Origin of the sequence: Bradyrhizobium sp. 159, from assembly GCF_023073795.1 — a bacterium.
Classification (GTDB): Bacteria; Pseudomonadota; Alphaproteobacteria; order Rhizobiales; family Xanthobacteraceae; genus Bradyrhizobium.
Genome location: NZ_JADPKE010000034.1, coordinates 12,254 through 29,449, shown reverse-complemented (window position 1 = coordinate 29,449; position 17,196 = coordinate 12,254). Strand labels below are relative to the sequence as shown.

The following is a 17,196-nucleotide window of genomic DNA, read 5'->3' as shown; positions in this document are numbered from 1 at the left end:
CCCATCAGGCCTTGGCAGGACAAACTCCCAAGGCCTTCGCCGCTACCAAGACCACCGCGATCCAATCAGCGAATTATTGAACATCGACAGCAATGACGGAGCAAGCTTCAATCGACCCGATCCGGCCGCCATGCCGCGTACAGACCGACGAGGGTCCCGATGGCGACCAGCCCTGCCGCGAGCAGCACCTGCAATTGCCCGTCATCGGTGGCGCCCACGGATGACACAAATCTGGTCACGACGATGAACAGAACGCTCACTGAGGCCGCCGCACCCACGCAAAGATGGGCGAGCTCTCGCGTCAGGTTCCGGCCGAGAAGTCCGAGTGCCGTAAAATACATCGCGCAAGCGTTGGGATGGACGAACAAGGCAACGCGGGCGTAGCGGCCATAAGCGTCGAGCAAGGACTCACATCGGCTCAGGGCCGCTCTCGAGGCAACGCGCTGCAGGAGCGGTCTGAAAAAGCGAGCCTGTCCGTAACTCAGAACGGCGCCCACGATGATGGCCAGCCACGCCACGATAAAAACGGAGACATCCGCGGACTTCGGAGTGAGCGCGACGGACATCAAGATGAGGGCAGTTCCGGGAAAATAGCCAAAATAGGGGAAGAGCGACTCGGCGAGAATGCAGACGAACATGAAGACCGGAAACCATGATGAACCGGTCGCCCCCTGGACGATGGCGTTCAAGTCGAAAAGATTCGTCCTGTACAGGACGAGGTACATGCAAATGGCCAATCCGGCCAACGCGTAAAACGGCAATGCGCCGGAGAGAAACCGTCTCATTCAACCATCAAGCTTTGTTGCGCGGACATAGCGGCCTCGCTCTTTTCCGGATCATGCTTTAGGCGAATGAGATTGCTCCTGTCGATAGCGCCCTTTGCTCACGCAATCCTCGCCTCGCCCTGGGCGTCTATCCGATCGACAGAATCTCGATCTCCTGGTTACCAGAGCCAACCACGTCGCCAACCGCCTTCCCCATCAACGCCCGCGCCACTGGCGAGACGAACGAGATCGTCCCCGCCTTCGGGTCGGCTTCGTCCTCGCCGACGATGCGGTAGGTCTGCACGCGGCCATCAGTGCGGCTGAAGGTGACGGTGCTGCCGAAGGCAACGACATCGCTCGAGGTCGGATCGGGAACGACCTGCGCGGTGCGCAGCCGTTCGGTGAGATAGCGGACGTCGCGCAGTGGCGCGGCTGATTGCCGGCGCTTTTCGTTGACGTCATCGATCGCTTGCGCGGCTTCATAGGCCTCGCGCGCCTCGGCAAGCTGCGTCTGCAACGCCTGCAAGCCTTTTTTCGTCACGAGGTTCGGATGCGGCGAGATCGGGCGGTCCGGCAACAGCGTTTCGGACGCGGTTTCGGCGCTTTCTTCCTTGGTGAAGGCGACGCTCAATTTCAAAATCCTGTCGGACTGTCCTGGCTACCGGCAGCGTTCCGCCGCCGCTGATTGACCTGGACTATATCTCAAGTTCGACGAAACGGCGCAGCTTGACGACGATGTCCGGCATGGCCTGGCGGAACCGGGTCGCATTCTGGAACGTGGTCGAGAACGGCGCGAAGGTGATCATGGCATTCCAGTGCTTGTAACCGTAGACCGTGACGGAGGCGCCGGTCGCGGGAAAATTCTCCATCTTGCGCAATTCGCCAAGCACGAGATCGGCAATCGCTTCCGCAGGGAGCAATTGCTTGCCGTCTCGTGTGGTGACGATTTTCGGAGGCGCCTCGACCGGCTGCGTGTCGGCTGCTACGGCCTCGGCGGCAGGCTTGGCCGCTGCAGCATCTGTGTTGGACGGCTCGACCGACTCAAACCCGTTCGTCGGCGCTGTCGGTGGAGCCTCGGCGAGCGGCGGCGGCGTCACGACGTCGGCGCGCTTGTTGCCCCCCAGGATGCTGGTGATCATGGCCACCAAGCCAGCATCCTTCCCGTCCTCGCTCATTCCTTCCCCCGGACCTTGGCCCACACTAGCACCCGCAAGCGGATCGCCACAATGTATGCGGTCGAACCCAATCTGGCCAAGCCCATGCGTTCGACGGCACCGGCGCCGCAACCGCTATCCCGGTCGCGCCGCGGCGCAATCCGCTACTGTTTATCGAACGGAATGTATTGCTGGTATTGCTTGGGCACCGAGCTGCGGTAGCGCGCGGGGACGGTGCCGGTGTCGACCGAATGATCGATCTCCTGCTGCCGCGTCATCTTCTTCTTCGCCGGCTTCTTCGATGCGCTCTTCTTGGAATCGGTCGGCTGGCTGGAGGTGTCGGTGGCCGCAGCCGGTGCCGTCGTCGCGGCTGGCGCAGTGCTCGTTGCGGCAGGCGCAGCGGTTCCGCCGGCGGCCGGTGCGCCCTGCGCCAGTGCGAGCGGCGTTTGCATCAGGAGCACCAGCGCTGCCGTCGCAGCCAGCAAATATGATCTCTGCATCAGAACCTCCAAAATGCCTGATCCGAATGAGGCAAGCCTAGTCCCACGGGATCGAGGCGTGCAAGTTCGTTGAGATTAGGTCAGAACCTGTGCGCGAACTGTGGTGGAGATCACATTGTCCGCCGCCGGCTGCGTCAGGATGTATCTCACCTCGAACGCATCCCGCGTCGCGGACACCAAGATAGGCATGACCGTGCGTCCGTCAGGCCACGGGGAACGCCAAGGCACGGCCGTTCCACCCCGCCCTAGAAGGAGATTGAAATGCGTCGCACCATCCTCACCCTTGCATCGTTCGCAACCGTGATCGCCGCGTCCTTGGCGGCGGCGCCGGCCCAGGCCGCAAACGACAGATATTGCCTGCAAGGCCGCAACTGGGGCTATCCCGGCAATTGCCAGTTCGCAAGCTATCAGCAATGTGCCGCCACCGCCTCCGGCACATCGGCCTCTTGCGGCATCAATCCGCGCTACGCCTACTCGCAGCCGTACTATTACTGACGAGAAGGCGGCGTGCGTGACCGCGCACGCCGCGCTCCGCTATGCGCGAGCTCCGAGACCGGTCTCCTCCAGCCGCATCGCGAACCAGCGCGACAGCGCTTCATCGACGAGCCCGCTGACATAGACCTCCGACATCGTGACGTGGTGCCTGTCCAGCACCAGCAGCACGCCCATCCAATAGGGAAACCAGACATGCACGTCGGTCAGCGCCCTCAGTTTGTGCTGGTCGTGCTCGAGCGGCGTGTGATTGCTCGCCTTGCGGATCTCGACAGTGAGCAAATTGTTCGGGATCTCGCGCTGATGCACGGCGACATCAGGATAGATCGACTTGCCGAGATGGTCGTCGGTCGAGATGATAGTGCCGTGCGGCAGATGCAGCGTGCGCTCACCAAGCCGGTCGTAATTGCAATCAACTGACCAGCCGGAGAACTGCTTCTCCAAGTGCACGGCGAAGCGGTGCGTGATCGCGCGCTCGCCGACGTCCTTCTCGAACAGGAATGCTTCCTGCGCGTAGAAGTCCCGGAGCGCCGCGATCACCTTGTTCAGCTCGGTTTGCATCGTGCCTCCGGGCCCATCACGCGCCCTCAGTTGCGCCGCTGCCAGATCCTCATGGTGAGGAGCGCGGAACGCGCGTCTCGAACCATGAAGGCCCGTATCCCACCTGCAAGCATCCTTCGAGGCGCCCGCTCACGCGGGCTCCTCAGGATGAGGACTGAAGTCGCGGCGCGACCGGCCTGACTCACATCTGAACTTCGATCAGGCGCGGCCCGGGCTCGGCGACGGCTTCGGCCAGCGCCTTGTTGAACTCGTCGGCATTGGTGACGGCGCGGCCAGGCACGCCCATGCCCTTCGCGAGCGCGACGAAATCCAGCGTCGGACGATCGAGCCGCAGCATGTCGTTGGCACGCTGGCCGGGCTCGCCGGCGCCGACATTGTCGAACTCGCCGCGCAGGATCTGGTAGATGCGGTTGGCGAACACGATGGTGACGATGTCGAGGTTCTCGCGGGCCTGCGTCCACAGCGACTGGATCGTGTACATCGCGCTGCCATCGCCGACCATGGTGATCACCTTGCGATCCGGACAGGCGATTGCGGCGCCGATCGACAGCGGCGTCGAGAAGCCGATCGAGCCGCCCATGTTCTGGAGCCAGTCGTGCGGGGCGGCGACCGCCGTCGGCGGGAAGAAGCCGCGGCCGGTGGTGAGGGATTCGTCGACCATGATGGCGTTCTCGGGAATCGCACAGGCGATCGCCTGTGCGATCGAGGCAAAGGTGAGCGCGCCGGTCGGCTTGACCAGTTCCTGCAAAGCCTGCGGCTTGACGTCCTTGGCGCTGGCCTTTACGGCGCCCGCAAGCGCTTCCAGCGCCGCGACCGAGTTCTCGCCCCAGGAGGTCATGCGATGGACCTCGCAGCCCTGGGGCTTGAGCATGCTCGGCTTGTTCGGATAGGCGAAGAACGCCACGGGATCGTCAGACTCGACCAGCACGATGTGACGGAATTTTGCCAGCATCGGCAGCGCCTGCTCGATGACGTAGTGAATGCGATCGATCGAGAAACGGCCGCGGCCGCGCGCCATCTTGGGACGGAAGGTCGGGCCCATCACCGTGCATCCGGTCTTGCCGGCGATTCGCTCGGCGAGCGCCAGGCCCTGCTCGCTCAGCGCGCTGCCGGTCATCAGCAGCAGCGTGCCCTCGCCGTCGCCATGCAGGATCCTTGCGGCCTGGTCGACCGCCTGCGGCGAATAGCTCGCCCGCTGCTGCTCGGCCGGAACCTCGGCGATGCCGTCGGCCTCGTTCCAGGCGGTGTCGGCGGGCAGGATCAGGGTGGCGATCTGCGGCGGCGCGCTCTTGGCGGCGGCAATCGCTGCTGCGCCGTCGGCGGCGACCGATTTGGAATCCGGCGAGGTGCGGACCCAGGACGACATCGGCCGGGCCAGGCCCTCGATGTCGGAGGTCAGCGGCGCGTTGTAGCCGATGTGGTAGACGGCGTGCTGGCCGACAATGTTGACGATGCCGGAATTGGCCTTCTTCGCGTTGTGCAGATTGGCAAGGCCGTTGGCGAGGCCGGGGCCGAGATGCAGCAGCGTCGAGGCCGGTGTTCCCTTCATGCGGAAATAACCGTCGGCAGCTCCGGTGACCACACCTTCGAACAGGCCGAGCACGCAACGCATGCCGGGCACGCGGTCGAGCGCTGCGACAAAATGCATTTCGGAGGTGCCGGGGTTGGTGAAGCAGACGTCCACCCCGCCCTTGACCATTGTCCGCACCAGGCTTTCCGCACCGTTCATCCCAAGGCTCCCACGACAGGCATTGTCCAGATATCCGTGCGATCAATCATTGTTCGCGCGTTCCGTCAAAGCAATAGCCGCCATCGCGGCCCTGCCCGGCGTAACGATGCGCTGGCTGGGCTAATTCCTTTCGGCAGATGGGGCGCGGTTGCCGATTTGGTAACGCCAATCGTTAAGCATGGCGTCCCTCACGCGGCCGTGGCTTGCGAAATGCCCGCAAATATGGCCTCTGGCTTCCATTGAATCGATTTTTTGCTTGGGGGAGACAATGATCCGGTTTTTTGCCGCGCCGATGGCCGCCATGGCACTGGTGTCGGCCATGGCAGGAGGCGCGCTCGCCGAAGAGTTCGACTCGCGCGACATCATGGGCGGCGGCCCGAACTTCTTCCGTTCCGGCGCCAACCCCGTCCCCCGCACCACCGTCATCTATAACGGCAATTACGCGCCCGGCACGATCGTGGTGAACACGAGCGAGCGGCGGCTGTATCTCGTGCTCCAGAACGGCCAGGCGCTGCGCTACGGCATCGGCGTCGGCCGCGACGGCTTCCGCTGGGGCGGGGTGCACAGGATCACCGCCAAGAAGGAATGGCCGGACTGGACGCCGCCGTCGCAGATGCTGGCCCGCCGGCCCGATTTGCCGCGCCACATGAAAGGCGGCGTCGACAATCCGCTGGGCGCGCGCGCGATGTATCTGGGCTCGACGCTGTACCGCATCCACGGCTCCAACGAACCGGAGACGATCGGCCAGGCCGTGTCCTCGGGCTGCTTCCGCATGACCAATGAGGACGTCACCGACCTCTACAGCCGGGTCGCGGTCGGCACCACCGTGGTGGTGCTGAACAACTAGGCCGCCACAGAGGGAACCCGCAGGGCGCGTGAATTTGCGGGCTTGTGCGCGCGACGCGAATGCGGCAGCGTCGCACGACAATGAGCGCATTGAACCTGACCGCGCCCGCCGTCCGCGCCGCCCTGCTGGCGCTCGCCGCGCTCACATTGGTGCCTGACATCGCGACCACGGCCCGAGCGGGCGAACTGCCCGCGATCGCCTCGCGCCAGCGCTCCGAGAAGAAGAGCTTTACCGACGGCGAGATCGTTGACGGTTTTCTCAAGACGGCGTTCGGCGCCGAATATCACCTCGCCGGCCGGGTCGACCGCATCCGCAAGTTCGACGGGCCTGTGCGCGTGTACGCCGAGAGCGACCGCGCCGATCGCAAGATGCAACTCGCAAGGGTCGTGACCGACATCGCCGCCCGCGTGCAGCATCTCGACATCGCCATGACCGACACCAATGAGGCGGCGAATGTGCGGGTGAAGCTCGTGCGCGATCGCGATCTCTACCGCACCCTCACCAGCTTCTACGGCGCCGAGAAGGCGCGCGAGATCCGCACCTCGCTCGATCCGCAATGCCTGTCCGGCTTCCGCAAGAACGACAATTTCGAGATCGAGCATTCCGACGTCATCCTCACCGTCGACAACGGCGATTTCGTCTTCCTCGACTGCGCCTATGAGGAGCTCTTGCAATCGCTCGGGCCCATCAACGACACTGCCAGCGTGCCCTGGACGATGTTCAATGACAACGTCTCGATGGGCTATTTCGACGTCTACGACCAGTACATCCTCAATCTGCTCTACGACCCCCGCATCAAGCCCGGCATGACGGTGCAGGAGGTCAAGGCGGTGCTGCCCCAGGTGCTCGCCGACGTGCGCACATGGGTGAAGCGGGTGAACGATCTGAAGGAATGAGGCGCTTCTTACCCTTCCCTGGAGAGCAGGCAATCGCATATGTTTTTTTGGGCGGCGAATGAGCGCGCGCCTCGTCCTTCGAGACGACCGCTTCCAGCGGTCTCCTCAGGATGAGGCTAAGCGGCATCGGTGCTCGTGGAAACTGCGGCCGTACACTCCGCCCTCATCCTGAGGGCCCGCCAAAGACTGGGCGTCAAGATCGCGCCCTCACACCTTCCTTGCTCTCGTCATCAGATACTGCTGGCGCATCACGTTGTTGCGGGCATCGAAATATTCGGCGATCAACGCCTCGAACTCGGCGCGGAAGCTCCTGAGCTTGTCCGGCTCGTCCTGATACTGGGCGACGAGCTTGATCAAAGGCCCGATCGTCGTTTCCATGGTGCGGCGGAAATGCTGCGGGCTGAGTGCGGACGGCGTCATCATGTCCATCTCGAAGGAGAGGTCCTGTGCTTTCCCGGCGAGACGCTCGGCGACCGTTTTCGGATCGCCCCACAACACCGGCGACGCCACACCCTCGGGCGGCGGCAGATGGCGGCCGATCAGCGCGAACATCCGTCCGACATAGAGATGTGGCGGCCAAGTGGAGAAAGCGATGGTGCCGCCGGGCTTCAGCACCCGCAGCATCTCGCCGATTGCAAGGTCCGGACGCGGTGCAAACATGTGGCCGAACTGGCTGAGCACCACGTCAAACTCATTGTCGCCATAGGGCAGGCTTTCGGCGTCACCGTCAGCGAAGTCAATATCGAGGTTCACCAGCTGCGCGTGCTCGCGGGCGCGCTCGATCAGAACCGGCGACAGGTCGAGACCCCTGACCTTCGCGCCGCGGCGCGCGGCCGTGATTGCGACCACACCCGTGCCGCATGCGACGTCGACCAACCTTTGGCCGGCGACAACGCCGGCAAAACCGACCAGCTTGGCGGCGGCCGGTGTGGTGAACACTTCCATCGGGGTGAACAGCGACCAGGCTTCCTTCTGAACGGCCTTGAAACCTGCAAACGGATCCTGCGCGGTCATGGAACTCTCCTTCTCGAGCTCGATGTTCATGAGGCTGACGACGGACGCCGAAGGTTCAACGCGCTCACCGAAACCTTCTTCCCGTATGGTCCGCCTTGTCCGTCCATCCATGCAAGGCTCCGCGGCACGAGGAACGTGGATGCGCGGGACAAGCCCGGGAATGACGATCCCACTGCAACAGCCTAACCCCGCGCGGGCCCGCGCTACAGGCTCAATAGATCGAAGACTATTGCACGAGATCGGCAACGGTGGTGGCGGCTTTCAGGCCGGTGCCGGTGAGGACGGCGACCGTGGTGTCGTTCGCCTTGATGGCGCCGGCAGCGGACAGTTTTTCCAGCGCGGCAGCCGCGCTGGCGCTGGTCGGCTCGGCAAACAATCCTTGCCGTGCAAGACGCCGCAGGGCAGCAACGATCTCGTCCTCGGTGAGCGCGACGGTGCCGCCGCCGCTTTCGCGCAAGGCGCCGATGATCTCGCGCAGGCGCAGCGGATTCTTGATGGCGGTGCCTTCGGCGATGGTCTTGTGCACCTCGCGCGCGACAGGCGTATCGACGCCGGCCTGGAAGCTTGCATCGATCGGCGAGCAATTTTGCGGCTGCGCCGCGAACAGGCGCGGCAGCTTTGTGATCTGGCCGGCTTTGCGCAGCTCCCGGAAGCCGAAGGCGCAACCGAGCAGGCTGCTGCCGGCACCGACCGGGACGATGACGTTGTCGGGCGCGTGGAAGCCGAGGTCCTCCCAGATCTCATAGGCGAGCGATTTGGTGCCTTCGAGGAAAAACGGCTGCCAATTGTGGCTGGCGTAGAACGTCTGGTGCGACTGGCGGATCGCCTCGGCCTCCGATTCCTCGCGCGGGCCATCGACGAGCTGCACCGCGGCGCCATAGGCGCGCACCTGCGCGACCTTGGCCGGTGAGGTCGAGGCAGGCGCGAGGATCTTCACGCGCATGCCGCCGGCGGCACCCAGCCCGGCCATGGACGAGCCGCCATTGCCTGAGGAATCCTCCAGCACCGCATTGATGCCGATCTGGCGCAGGAAGGACAGCATCACGGAAGAGCCACGGTCCTTGAAGCTGCCGGTCGGGTTGAACCATTCGAGCTTGAACAGCGGCCGCAGTTCGCCCCAATCCTGCTGGACCAGGGGCGTGCAGCCCTCGCCAAGCGTGATCGGCTTTGCGATCTCGACCGGGAGCGCCGCCCGGTAACGCCAGAGCGATCGCATGCGGCCATCGATGTCTTCGCGCGACATGCCGGCGCCCGGCGTCACCAGCAACGGCGTGCGCTCGTCCGAGCACCAGCGCGGCCGGTCCAGAGGATAGAGTTGTCCGTTGCGGGGGTCGATGTAGCTGGCGGCGGGCATGGCAGTCTCCAAGGCAAGGCGATCCTACGGTTGGGCTGAGTCAGGTTTTGTCGAGAACGTGTCGTCCGCACAGCCAGACCATTCGGCACCCCTTGAAAACACGAAAATTGGAAATATTTCAATCTCTTAAACTGGCCGCACAGGCAGAGCGGCCGGGTTCGCCAACGCGGGCGCGCGGTGCCAAAGGCGGCGCTGCTGGCGCGTTGACGACGGGAATTAGGCACGAAGGGGCTCTGCCCGCCCGGCACGATTAACTTGTCTGTCGTGCCTCGCCGCTACAATATGTTGGATTGAGCTCGCGTCGCCGGTGTCCTCGACTGGCAACGCGACCGAGCCAGGCCCGTCCGAGCGGCGGGCCGTTGGCTTTTTGGGAGCCTGGACATGAGCCGCGCGAACCGTACCGACCACATCCGCCTGACCTCCCATCCGGAGCCGGGCCGGAAGGCCGCCTTCCCGATCCATTGGGGCGCCACTGAGGCGCGCGCCCGGGGTCCGATCATCGGCACGGTGTCGCGCGCTGGGGATCGCAACGTGATCGGCAGCCATGGCGGATCCTACGCGATGTACCGGGCGCTCGCAGTGTCCGCGGGCGCGCTCGATCCGATCCGGCGTCCTGACCTCACCAACACGTTTCCCGCCGCGACCATTGGTCCGTTCCCGCAATGGAATGATCCCACGAAAATCGTCGCGCTCGATCCGTGGGGGCATCTCGTTGCGGAAAACTTCCGCCAGGAGATCGCCGAGGGCTTCGACATCAGGCCGAGCATCGCGGTAACCCGCGCGCGCCTGGACCTGCCGGAGATCCGCGAGGCGCTGGCGGCAAACCGGCTACGCGCCGACGGCGAGGTCGTGCACGCCAATGGCAGCGTGTCGGTGGTGAAGATCGCGATCGATCCGGTGTGGTACCTGCCGGGCCTCGCGACTCGCTTCGGCACCGGCGAGACCGAGCTGCGGCGCACGCTGTTCGAGCAGACCGCCGGCATGTTCCCGGAGCTGGTGACGCGGCCGGACATGAAAGTGTTCCTGCCGCCGATCGGCGGCACCACGGTGTACTTGTTCGGCGATGTGACAAAGCTGCCGGACCACCGCACCAAGATCACCTGCCGCGTGCATGACGAGTGCAACGGCTCGGACGTGTTCGGATCCGACATCTGCACCTGCCGGCCCTATTTGATTCACGGCATCGAGGAATCCGCGCGCGGCGCGCAGGAGGGCGGGCTCGGACTCGTCGTCTACAATCGCAAGGAAGGCCGTGCGCTCGGCGAGGTCACCAAATTCCTGGTCTACAACGCGCGCAAGCGCCAGGAGGATGGCGACGCGGCCGCGGCCTATTTCGAGCGCACCGAATGCGTCGCCGGCGTGCAGGACGCGCGCTTCCAGCAATTGATGCCGGATACGATCCACTGGCTCGGCTTGACCCGCATCGACCGCTTCCTGTCGATGAGCGACATGAAATACGACGCGCTGACCTCGCAAGGCATCGACATCGTCGAGCGCGTGCCGATCCCGCCGGAGCTCATTCCCGCCGACGCCTATGTCGAAATCGCCGCGAAGAAGGCCGCCGGCTATTACTCTACCGAAATCGCGCCGGAGAAGGACGTCAACGACGTGGTCGGGCGTTCGCTGGAAAAATACTGATCGCGCGATGGCGGAGGCTTTGGAACGAGAGGCGCGCGCGCTGCTCACTGCAGCGGCGGTTCGCGCGCGGGCCGCGCAGATGCTCGAGATCGGCCTCGCCGGCCGCCTCCAGCATTTCACGATCGATCTCGGCCGCATGGACGGCGTCGCGCAGGCCGTGCTCGCGGTGACGCGCAAGGCCTATCCGAGGCTGGACATTCCCTTCCATGCACGATGGCGGCATTTCGTGCTTGGCGGCGTCGATCGCTGGGCGGAGCTCGCGGACGCTACGTCCTGGCCGGATCGCGCGGCACGGGCGCGCGCGGAGTTCGACCTCGCCATCGTCAGCGTGCTGCTCGATGCCGGCGCGGGTGCGGCGTGGCGCTATCGGGACGCGGTGACAGGAGAAAGCATCGGCCGGTCCGAGGGGCTTGCGATCGCAAGCCTCGATATGTTTGCGGGCGGCCTTTTCTCGCGCGATCCCGGCGCGCCGTTCAGGGCCGATGCGCACGTGCTTGCAAGGCTGCCGCGCGACACGCTCACATCCGCCTTTCAGGTCGGCGATGCCAATCCACTGCTTGGACTGGAAGGGCGCACGGATCTGCTGCGCCGTCTAGGCAAGCTGGTCGCGGAGCGTTCGGAGGTATTCGGTTTGAACGATACGCCGCGGCCGGGCGGCCTGTTCGATCACATCGGGGCGCAAGCTGTGGGCGGCGCGCTTCCAGCGCCCGCCATCCTCTCCGCGGTGCTGGACCAGCTCGGACCAATCTGGCCGTCGCGGCTGGAACTCGCGGGCATTCCGCTTGGCGATTGCTGGCATCACCCGGCGATCGAGGCGGACGACGCCACCGCCGGTCTCGTACCGCTGCACAAGTTGTCGCAATGGCTGAGCTATTCGCTCATCGAGCCGCTCCAGCGCGCAGGCTTCAAAGTGACCGACATCGACGGCCTGACTGGGCTCGCCGAATACCGCAATGGCGGCCTGTTCGTCGATCACGAAGTGCTGCGTCTGCGCGATGCCGCGGATGCCGCGCGCGCGCATGCCGTGGATTCGCTGCTCGTCGTCGAGTGGCGCGCGCTCACCGTCGCCCTGCTGGACCGGCTGGCAGAGCGCATCCGCGCCAAGCTCGACCGCACGCCTCAGACGTTACCGCTCGCCAGCATTCTAGAGGGCGGCACCTGGGCCGCGGGCCGCGCGATCGCCTTCGCACGCCGTCCGGACGGTTCGCCGCCGCTCAAAGTGATCAGCGACGGCACGGTTTTTTAATAACCCTCTCCCCTTGTGGGAGAGGTGGCTTCGCGAAGGGCGAAGCCGGGTGAGGGTTGTCTCCGCGGGCACATCTCTCATCGAAGTTCGTGGAGACGACCCCTCATCCGGCGCTTCGCGCCACCTTCTCCCACAAGGGGAGAAGGGAAGAAGAAGAGCATCCCATCATGGAAGGAGTCACGATCGTCGATCATCCGCTGGTGCAGCACAAGCTGACGCTAGTCCGGGACAAGTCCATCTCGACCAAGTCGTTTCGCGAGCTGATCAAGGAAATCGGCATGCTGCTGTGCTACGAGGTGACGCGCGACCTACCGCTCGCCGACACGGTCATCGAGACGCCGCTGGCAACGATGCACTCGGCCAAGATCGCCGGCAAGAAGCTGGTGTTCGTGCCGATGCTGCGCGCCGGCACCACCTTCGTCGACGGCATGATGGATCTGGTGCCGACCGCGCGCGTCGCCCATATCGGGCTCTACCGTGAGCCGCACAGCTTTGCCGCGGTCGAGTATTTCTTCAAATCGCCGTCCGATCTCGGCGAACGGCTCGCGATCGTGGTGACGCCGGTCGTCGCCACCGCCAACACGGCCGTCGCCGCCATCGACCGGCTGAAGGAACGCGGCGCGAGGGACATTCGCCTCGCCTGCCTGATCGCCGCGCCGGAAGGCCTCGAGCGCCTGCGCGGACTGCACCCGGACGTTCCGATCTGGACGGCCGCGGTGGACGAAGGCCTCGACGAGAATGGCTTCATCCTGCCCGGCCTCGGCGACGCCGGCGACCGCGCTTACGGAACGCGGTAAGTGCTACGCGCACATTAGGAACAGCTTCCGTCGCGCGATGTTCTCCTGCTCTAGCATGGAGAGCACGATGACCTATCAGAATGATGACCGCAGGACTGACCGTGCGCGCCGCAACAGCCCGGTCGGCTGGGCGATCGGCGCCATCTTCGTGATCGCCGTGGTCGCAGCCATCTTCTTCTACAATGGGCGCGAGGTCGGTCAGCAGACCACGACATCCAGCCCGAACAACGCGCCGAACGTCACCACTGGCTCGAACCCGCCGGCGGCGCCGGCGAAGTAAGCCCCGGCGGCTCACACCTTTCCGCTGCCGCAAATCGCCTTCAGCGCCCGCCACTCCTTGTCCGTCAGCAGCGGCGGGCCGCTGGCAGGGCGATCTTCCTTGGTCATGCGCGCAAGACGGTCTTCGGTCAGCGGATGGCTGGCGAGGATCGTCATGAGACCGGAGCCGCCTTCCTTGCCGGTGATGCGGAACATCAGCTCGGCCGCGGGCTTGGGCGAGCGGCCGAGTGCGTGCATGACGTCGATGGCGAAGGTGTCGGCGCCGGTCTCGGCCTCGCGCGAATAGGAGGCTTCGACCACGCTGCGCGAGGCGAAGATCACGGCCGAGGAGCCGGTGACGTCGCCGAACAACAGGCCGATCAGGAACGAGGTGCCACCGTTGTAGATCAGGCCGCGCATGTTGTCGTGATGCTTGAGATGGCCGAGCTCGTGCGCGAGGATGCCGGCGAGCTCGTCGGGGCTTTCAGCCTTGTCGAGCAGGCCCTTCAGCACGAACACTTTGCCGCCCGGGAGCGCGAACGCGTTCGGCACCGAACTCGGCAGCACGCCGGCCGTCATGGAATCGTCGTCGAGGCCGGCGGCATCGCGCAGACGGTTGACGAGCTTTGTGAACGCGGCCTTGCCTGCGGGATCTTCGCAGGCGCTGCGGCCGAAAATGGTCTTCACCTGGACCTCGGACGCATCGCCAATGCGGCGCTCGATCGGTTTCGGCACGAGCGGCGCGAGCCGATCGGCGGCGAGCGGTACGCCGAACAGCACGACGCAGACGATGGAGACGGCGGCGGCCACCGACCAGCCGACGATCCTCGCGACACCACGGCGCGTGGTCTGGCGCTCGTCGAGGCGCAAGCATCGCGCGGTTAGATCGGCTGCGAGCGCGGCATCACGGACCTCGAGCCGCGCGAGTGGCGGCGCGGATGTCGAAGCCAGACGCAAAACCCCGGCCGGGCTGTCGGCGCGGCGGATATCGGCATAGGCCCAGCGAACGGGCGCTTCGCCGTCCTCGGCGATCTCGAGGGCGTCACCGAGCGTCAGCGTCACCTGACGCTTGCGGCTCGAGACACCGTCGAAGAAGATCGTCGGCCTTGCGGACTGCGCCGGGACCTCGGTCAACAACTCACTCATAGCTCAGAATCCCGCAACATCCAGTCCATCGGCAAAACCTTCGCCGAGCGCGCCAGCGAGCTCGCCGCTGCCGCGCACATCCGCGGCGGCCGCGATGTCGTGCACCTCGACGTTCTCCAGCACCTTGGCCCAGAGATCGCGCTGGAGATAGACGCGCATGATTATGTTGACGGCAAGGGCGAGCGCGAAATAGCCGATCACCATCATCACCAGCATCGGGATGCTCTTGGCAGCATTGTCCGGGCCGAACACCTCCTCCACCGGAACGCCGCTCAGGGTGACGACGAGCATGGTGGCGCCGCCAAGATAGGCGGCAAAAGCCATCGAGAGCAGCAGCCACCAGCCGATCACCTTCCAGTACAGGCCGTAGAAGGCGTCATGAGGCAGCCGCGAGGACAGGCTGACGCTGCCGATACGGATGCCGTCGAGCCACCAGCGCCATTCGCGCGCCTTGAACTCGGCATAGAAGAACGGTGCGAGCGGGAAGATCATCAGGGCGATCGGGCTGAGGAGCCACAGCCACCAGCCGCGCTTGAAGAACGTCCAGCCGTCGCCCTCGAAATCGCCGGTGAGATCGCCGTAATGGGTGTGCTGCATCTTGTAGCGTTCGAGCGCAGCCTCACGCCAGGGCAGCGCCAGGCCGAGCGTCAGGAACACGAGCAAGCCCCACAGCATGGCACGGAACGAATAGGCCCAGCCCGAGCCGTCCATCCAGAACCGCACGCCGCGCCAGGCCGTACGCGTCAGGCGATAGCGGCGCGCGCGAAAAATCGCGAACTGGCCGAAGGCATAGAAGGCGATGAAGAGCGGCGCCGAGGCAAAGCCCTGCCAGCGTTCGAACTCGATGCCGACAAGGAAATACGCGAGATAGATCGGCACCAGGATCGCAAGTGCGAACAGGAAGCCGACCAAAAGCTCCTTACCACGTCCGGTGTATTCGGCTGCATCGCCGTCGATCGCGGTGTTGGTCCACAGATGACGGCGGATGTCGGTGACGAGCCAGAACCGGTAGAAGCCGAAGGTGACGAGCTCGAGCATGGCACCCCTGGTGACCAGCTTGCGGAATTCGGGGCGGTTGCCGGTGAAATCGACCCGCATCGGCGGCAGCGGCGGCGGTATGGGTTCGGAGCCGGTGGGGGCCCATTGCATGTCGTTCACGGCGGCAACCTCGGGGTGCGGATCTCTGACGGCCAAACTATAGATCAGAGGTTAGTCGATCCCAAGATAACCGGGTTCGATTTACCTCGATTCCAGTTGGTTTCTTGCACGATTCCCCCACTGAGCGGCGTGCGGGAGGTCACGTTCGCGTGCCAGCGTGACGTCCGTCCGACGCTCTCGGGAAGGTTGGATGTGGCAAAACTCTCCTTGCCCCGGCGCAGACAACCGGCTGTAATTGCAAATCAAATACCGCAGCGCAGAATTCAACGACGCGCGGTTCACGACAGGGAGAGCGGTCATGCATGGGACCATCGAGAGCGCAGCCAAGCTCGACGCGTTGCGCCAGCGCGCCACATCGCTGCCGCTGGAGCAGTTCGATCCCGGCGATCCTGAACTGTTCAGGACCGATACGTTCTGGCCCTATTTCGACCGCCTGCGCCGGGAGGATCCCGTGCACTATTGCAAGGACTCGATGTTCGGCCCGTACTGGTCGGTGACGCGCTACAACGACATCATGGAGATCGAGACCAATCACGCGGTGTTCTCCTCCGCCTCCGCGCTCGGCGGCATCACCATCCGCGACATCGATCCAGACCTGCGCCGCGAGAGCTTCATCTCGATGGACCCGCCGCGCCATGCGGCGCAGCGCAAGACCGTGGCGCCGATGTTCACACCGACGCATCTGGACAATCTCGCGCTCAACATCCGCAAGCGCTCGGCCGAGTGCCTGGACAATTTGCCGCGCGGCGAGGTGTTCGACTGGGTCGACCGCGTCTCGATCGAGCTCACCACGCAGATGCTGGCGGTGCTGTTCGACTTCCCCTGGGAGGACCGCCGCAAGCTGACGCGCTGGTCCGACATCGCCACCACCATTCCCGGTCCCGACGGCCTCGTCGCGACCGAAGACGAACGGCAGGCCGAGTTGACGGAATGCGCGGCCTATTTCTCCCGCCTCTGGAAGGAGCGCATCGCGCTGCCGCCGAAGAGCGACCTCTTGTCGATGATGGCGCATGGCGCCGCGACGCGCGACATGGATGCGAAGAACTTCCTCGGCAATCTCATTCTTTTGATCGTCGGAGGCAACGACACCACCCGCAACACCATGTCGGGCTCGATCTACGCGCTGAGCCAGCATCCGGACCAATATCGCAAGCTGCGCGAGAATCCTGATCTGCTCGACAGCTTCGTGCCGGAGGTGATCCGCTGGCAGACGCCGCTCGCGCATATGCGGCGCACGGCGCTCTCCGACTTCGAGTTCCGCGGCAAGCAGATCAAGAAGGGTGACAAGGTCGTGATGTGGTATGTCTCGGGCAACCGAGACGAGGAGGTGATCGAGAGGCCCTACGATTTCATCATCGATCGCGCCCGCCCGCGCACGCATCTCTCCTTCGGCTTCGGCATCCACCGCTGCGTGGGCTTGCGGCTGGCCGAACTCCAGCTCAAGATCATCTGGGAAGAGATCCTCAAGCGCTTCGACCATATCGATGTGGTCGGCGAACCCAGGCGGGTCTATTCGAGTTTCGTAAAGGGTATCGAGACGCTGCCGGTGAAGATCGCGGCTTAGTTCGCAAAGATGACCTCGAACGACATCCGCGAAGGAACTGCGCTCCCTCTCCCGCTTGCGGGAGAGGGCTGGGGAGAG

Annotated in this window: 18 protein-coding genes; 8 read left to right on the top strand and 10 right to left on the bottom strand. The window is 64.6% G+C overall.

Annotated elements, in window-relative coordinates; all coding sequences use genetic code 11:
- Positions 1-107 precede the first annotated feature (107 nt).
- The 4 genes from IVA96_RS07825 to IVA96_RS07810 form a co-directional block, all read right to left on the bottom strand.
- Positions 108-785 carry a hypothetical protein gene (locus tag IVA96_RS07825; RefSeq protein WP_247277388.1) on the bottom strand — a complete coding sequence of 226 codons (678 nt, stop codon included), beginning with the start codon at positions 783-785 and terminating at the stop codon, positions 108-110.
- Positions 786-912: 127 nt separating this feature from the next.
- The gene (gene greA / locus IVA96_RS07820) at positions 913-1,395 is read right to left on the bottom strand and encodes a transcription elongation factor GreA (RefSeq protein ID WP_247277389.1); all 483 of its coding nucleotides are present in this window, start codon (positions 1,393-1,395) and stop codon (positions 913-915) included.
- A gap of 64 nt (positions 1,396-1,459) precedes the next feature.
- Complete coding sequence (locus IVA96_RS07815; protein WP_247277390.1) at positions 1,460-1,939, bottom strand: hypothetical protein; 480 nt, start codon at positions 1,937-1,939, stop codon at positions 1,460-1,462.
- Positions 1,940-2,082: 143 nt separating this feature from the next.
- Positions 2,083-2,418, bottom strand: a complete 336-nt coding sequence (locus tag IVA96_RS07810) for a hypothetical protein (protein WP_247416647.1) — start codon at positions 2,416-2,418, stop codon at positions 2,083-2,085.
- A gap of 261 nt (positions 2,419-2,679) precedes the next feature.
- Here IVA96_RS07810 and IVA96_RS07805 point away from each other — a divergent pair, with 261 nt between their 5' ends.
- Complete coding sequence (locus tag IVA96_RS07805; protein WP_247277392.1) at positions 2,680-2,913, top strand: DUF3551 domain-containing protein; 234 nt, start codon at positions 2,680-2,682, stop codon at positions 2,911-2,913.
- 39 nt (positions 2,914-2,952) lie between these two features.
- Here the strand turns inward: IVA96_RS07805 and IVA96_RS07800 are convergent, their stop codons facing one another.
- Positions 2,953-3,471: a hypothetical protein gene (locus IVA96_RS07800; RefSeq protein ID WP_247277393.1), complete on the bottom strand. Its 519-nt coding sequence runs from the start codon at positions 3,469-3,471 to the stop codon at positions 2,953-2,955.
- Positions 3,472-3,652: 181 nt separating this feature from the next.
- A complete protein-coding gene (locus tag IVA96_RS07795; protein ID WP_247277394.1) occupies positions 3,653-5,200 on the bottom strand; it encodes an acetolactate synthase large subunit in 1,548 nt (515 codons plus the stop codon).
- A 268-nt stretch (positions 5,201-5,468) separates the two neighbouring features.
- Here IVA96_RS07795 and IVA96_RS07790 point away from each other — a divergent pair, with 268 nt between their 5' ends.
- Positions 5,469-6,047: a L,D-transpeptidase gene (locus IVA96_RS07790; RefSeq protein WP_247277395.1), complete on the top strand. Its 579-nt coding sequence runs from the start codon at positions 5,469-5,471 to the stop codon at positions 6,045-6,047.
- Positions 6,048-6,127: 80 nt separating this feature from the next.
- Positions 6,128-6,943 carry a DUF2927 domain-containing protein gene (locus IVA96_RS07785; RefSeq protein WP_247416645.1) on the top strand — a complete coding sequence of 272 codons (816 nt, stop codon included), beginning with the start codon at positions 6,128-6,130 and terminating at the stop codon, positions 6,941-6,943.
- 207 nt (positions 6,944-7,150) lie between these two features.
- Here the strand turns inward: IVA96_RS07785 and IVA96_RS07780 are convergent, their stop codons facing one another.
- Together IVA96_RS07780 and IVA96_RS07775 are read right to left on the bottom strand one after the other, a co-directional pair.
- The gene (locus IVA96_RS07780) at positions 7,151-7,957 is read right to left on the bottom strand and encodes a class I SAM-dependent methyltransferase (RefSeq protein WP_247416643.1); all 807 of its coding nucleotides are present in this window, start codon (positions 7,955-7,957) and stop codon (positions 7,151-7,153) included.
- A 226-nt stretch (positions 7,958-8,183) separates the two neighbouring features.
- Positions 8,184-9,311 (bottom strand): threonine synthase, encoded by a 1,128-nt coding sequence (locus IVA96_RS07775; protein ID WP_247416641.1) that lies wholly within the window; start codon positions 9,309-9,311, stop codon positions 8,184-8,186.
- A gap of 381 nt (positions 9,312-9,692) precedes the next feature.
- Here IVA96_RS07775 and IVA96_RS07770 point away from each other — a divergent pair, with 381 nt between their 5' ends.
- The 4 genes from IVA96_RS07770 to IVA96_RS07755 all read left to right on the top strand — a co-directional run bounded on the left by IVA96_RS07770 (position 9,693) and on the right by IVA96_RS07755 (position 13,272).
- The gene (locus IVA96_RS07770; protein ID WP_247277399.1) at positions 9,693-10,949 is read left to right on the top strand and encodes a GTP cyclohydrolase II; all 1,257 of its coding nucleotides are present in this window, start codon (positions 9,693-9,695) and stop codon (positions 10,947-10,949) included.
- Positions 10,950-10,956: 7 nt separating this feature from the next.
- Complete coding sequence (locus IVA96_RS07765) at positions 10,957-12,195, top strand: URC4/urg3 family protein (protein ID WP_247416638.1); 1,239 nt, start codon at positions 10,957-10,959, stop codon at positions 12,193-12,195.
- Between the two features lie 167 nt (positions 12,196-12,362).
- Entirely contained in the window at positions 12,363-12,992 is a 630-nt protein-coding gene (gene upp, locus IVA96_RS07760) for a uracil phosphoribosyltransferase (protein ID WP_018317218.1), read from the top strand.
- Positions 12,993-13,059: 67 nt separating this feature from the next.
- Positions 13,060-13,272 (top strand): hypothetical protein, encoded by a 213-nt coding sequence (locus tag IVA96_RS07755; protein WP_247277401.1) that lies wholly within the window; start codon positions 13,060-13,062, stop codon positions 13,270-13,272.
- Positions 13,273-13,283: 11 nt separating this feature from the next.
- Here IVA96_RS07755 and IVA96_RS07750 read toward each other — a convergent pair whose 3' ends face one another.
- Together IVA96_RS07750 and IVA96_RS07745 are read right to left on the bottom strand one after the other, a co-directional pair.
- The gene (locus IVA96_RS07750; RefSeq protein WP_247416634.1) at positions 13,284-14,396 is read right to left on the bottom strand and encodes a M48 family metallopeptidase; all 1,113 of its coding nucleotides are present in this window, start codon (positions 14,394-14,396) and stop codon (positions 13,284-13,286) included.
- Between the two features lie 3 nt (positions 14,397-14,399).
- Positions 14,400-15,545 carry a YjgN family protein gene (locus IVA96_RS07745; protein WP_247416650.1) on the bottom strand — a complete coding sequence of 382 codons (1,146 nt, stop codon included), beginning with the start codon at positions 15,543-15,545 and terminating at the stop codon, positions 14,400-14,402.
- A 307-nt stretch (positions 15,546-15,852) separates the two neighbouring features.
- Between IVA96_RS07745 and IVA96_RS07740 the strand changes: the two genes are divergently transcribed.
- The gene (locus IVA96_RS07740; protein ID WP_247416629.1) at positions 15,853-17,118 is read left to right on the top strand and encodes a cytochrome P450; all 1,266 of its coding nucleotides are present in this window, start codon (positions 15,853-15,855) and stop codon (positions 17,116-17,118) included.
- Positions 17,119-17,196 lie beyond the last annotated feature (78 nt).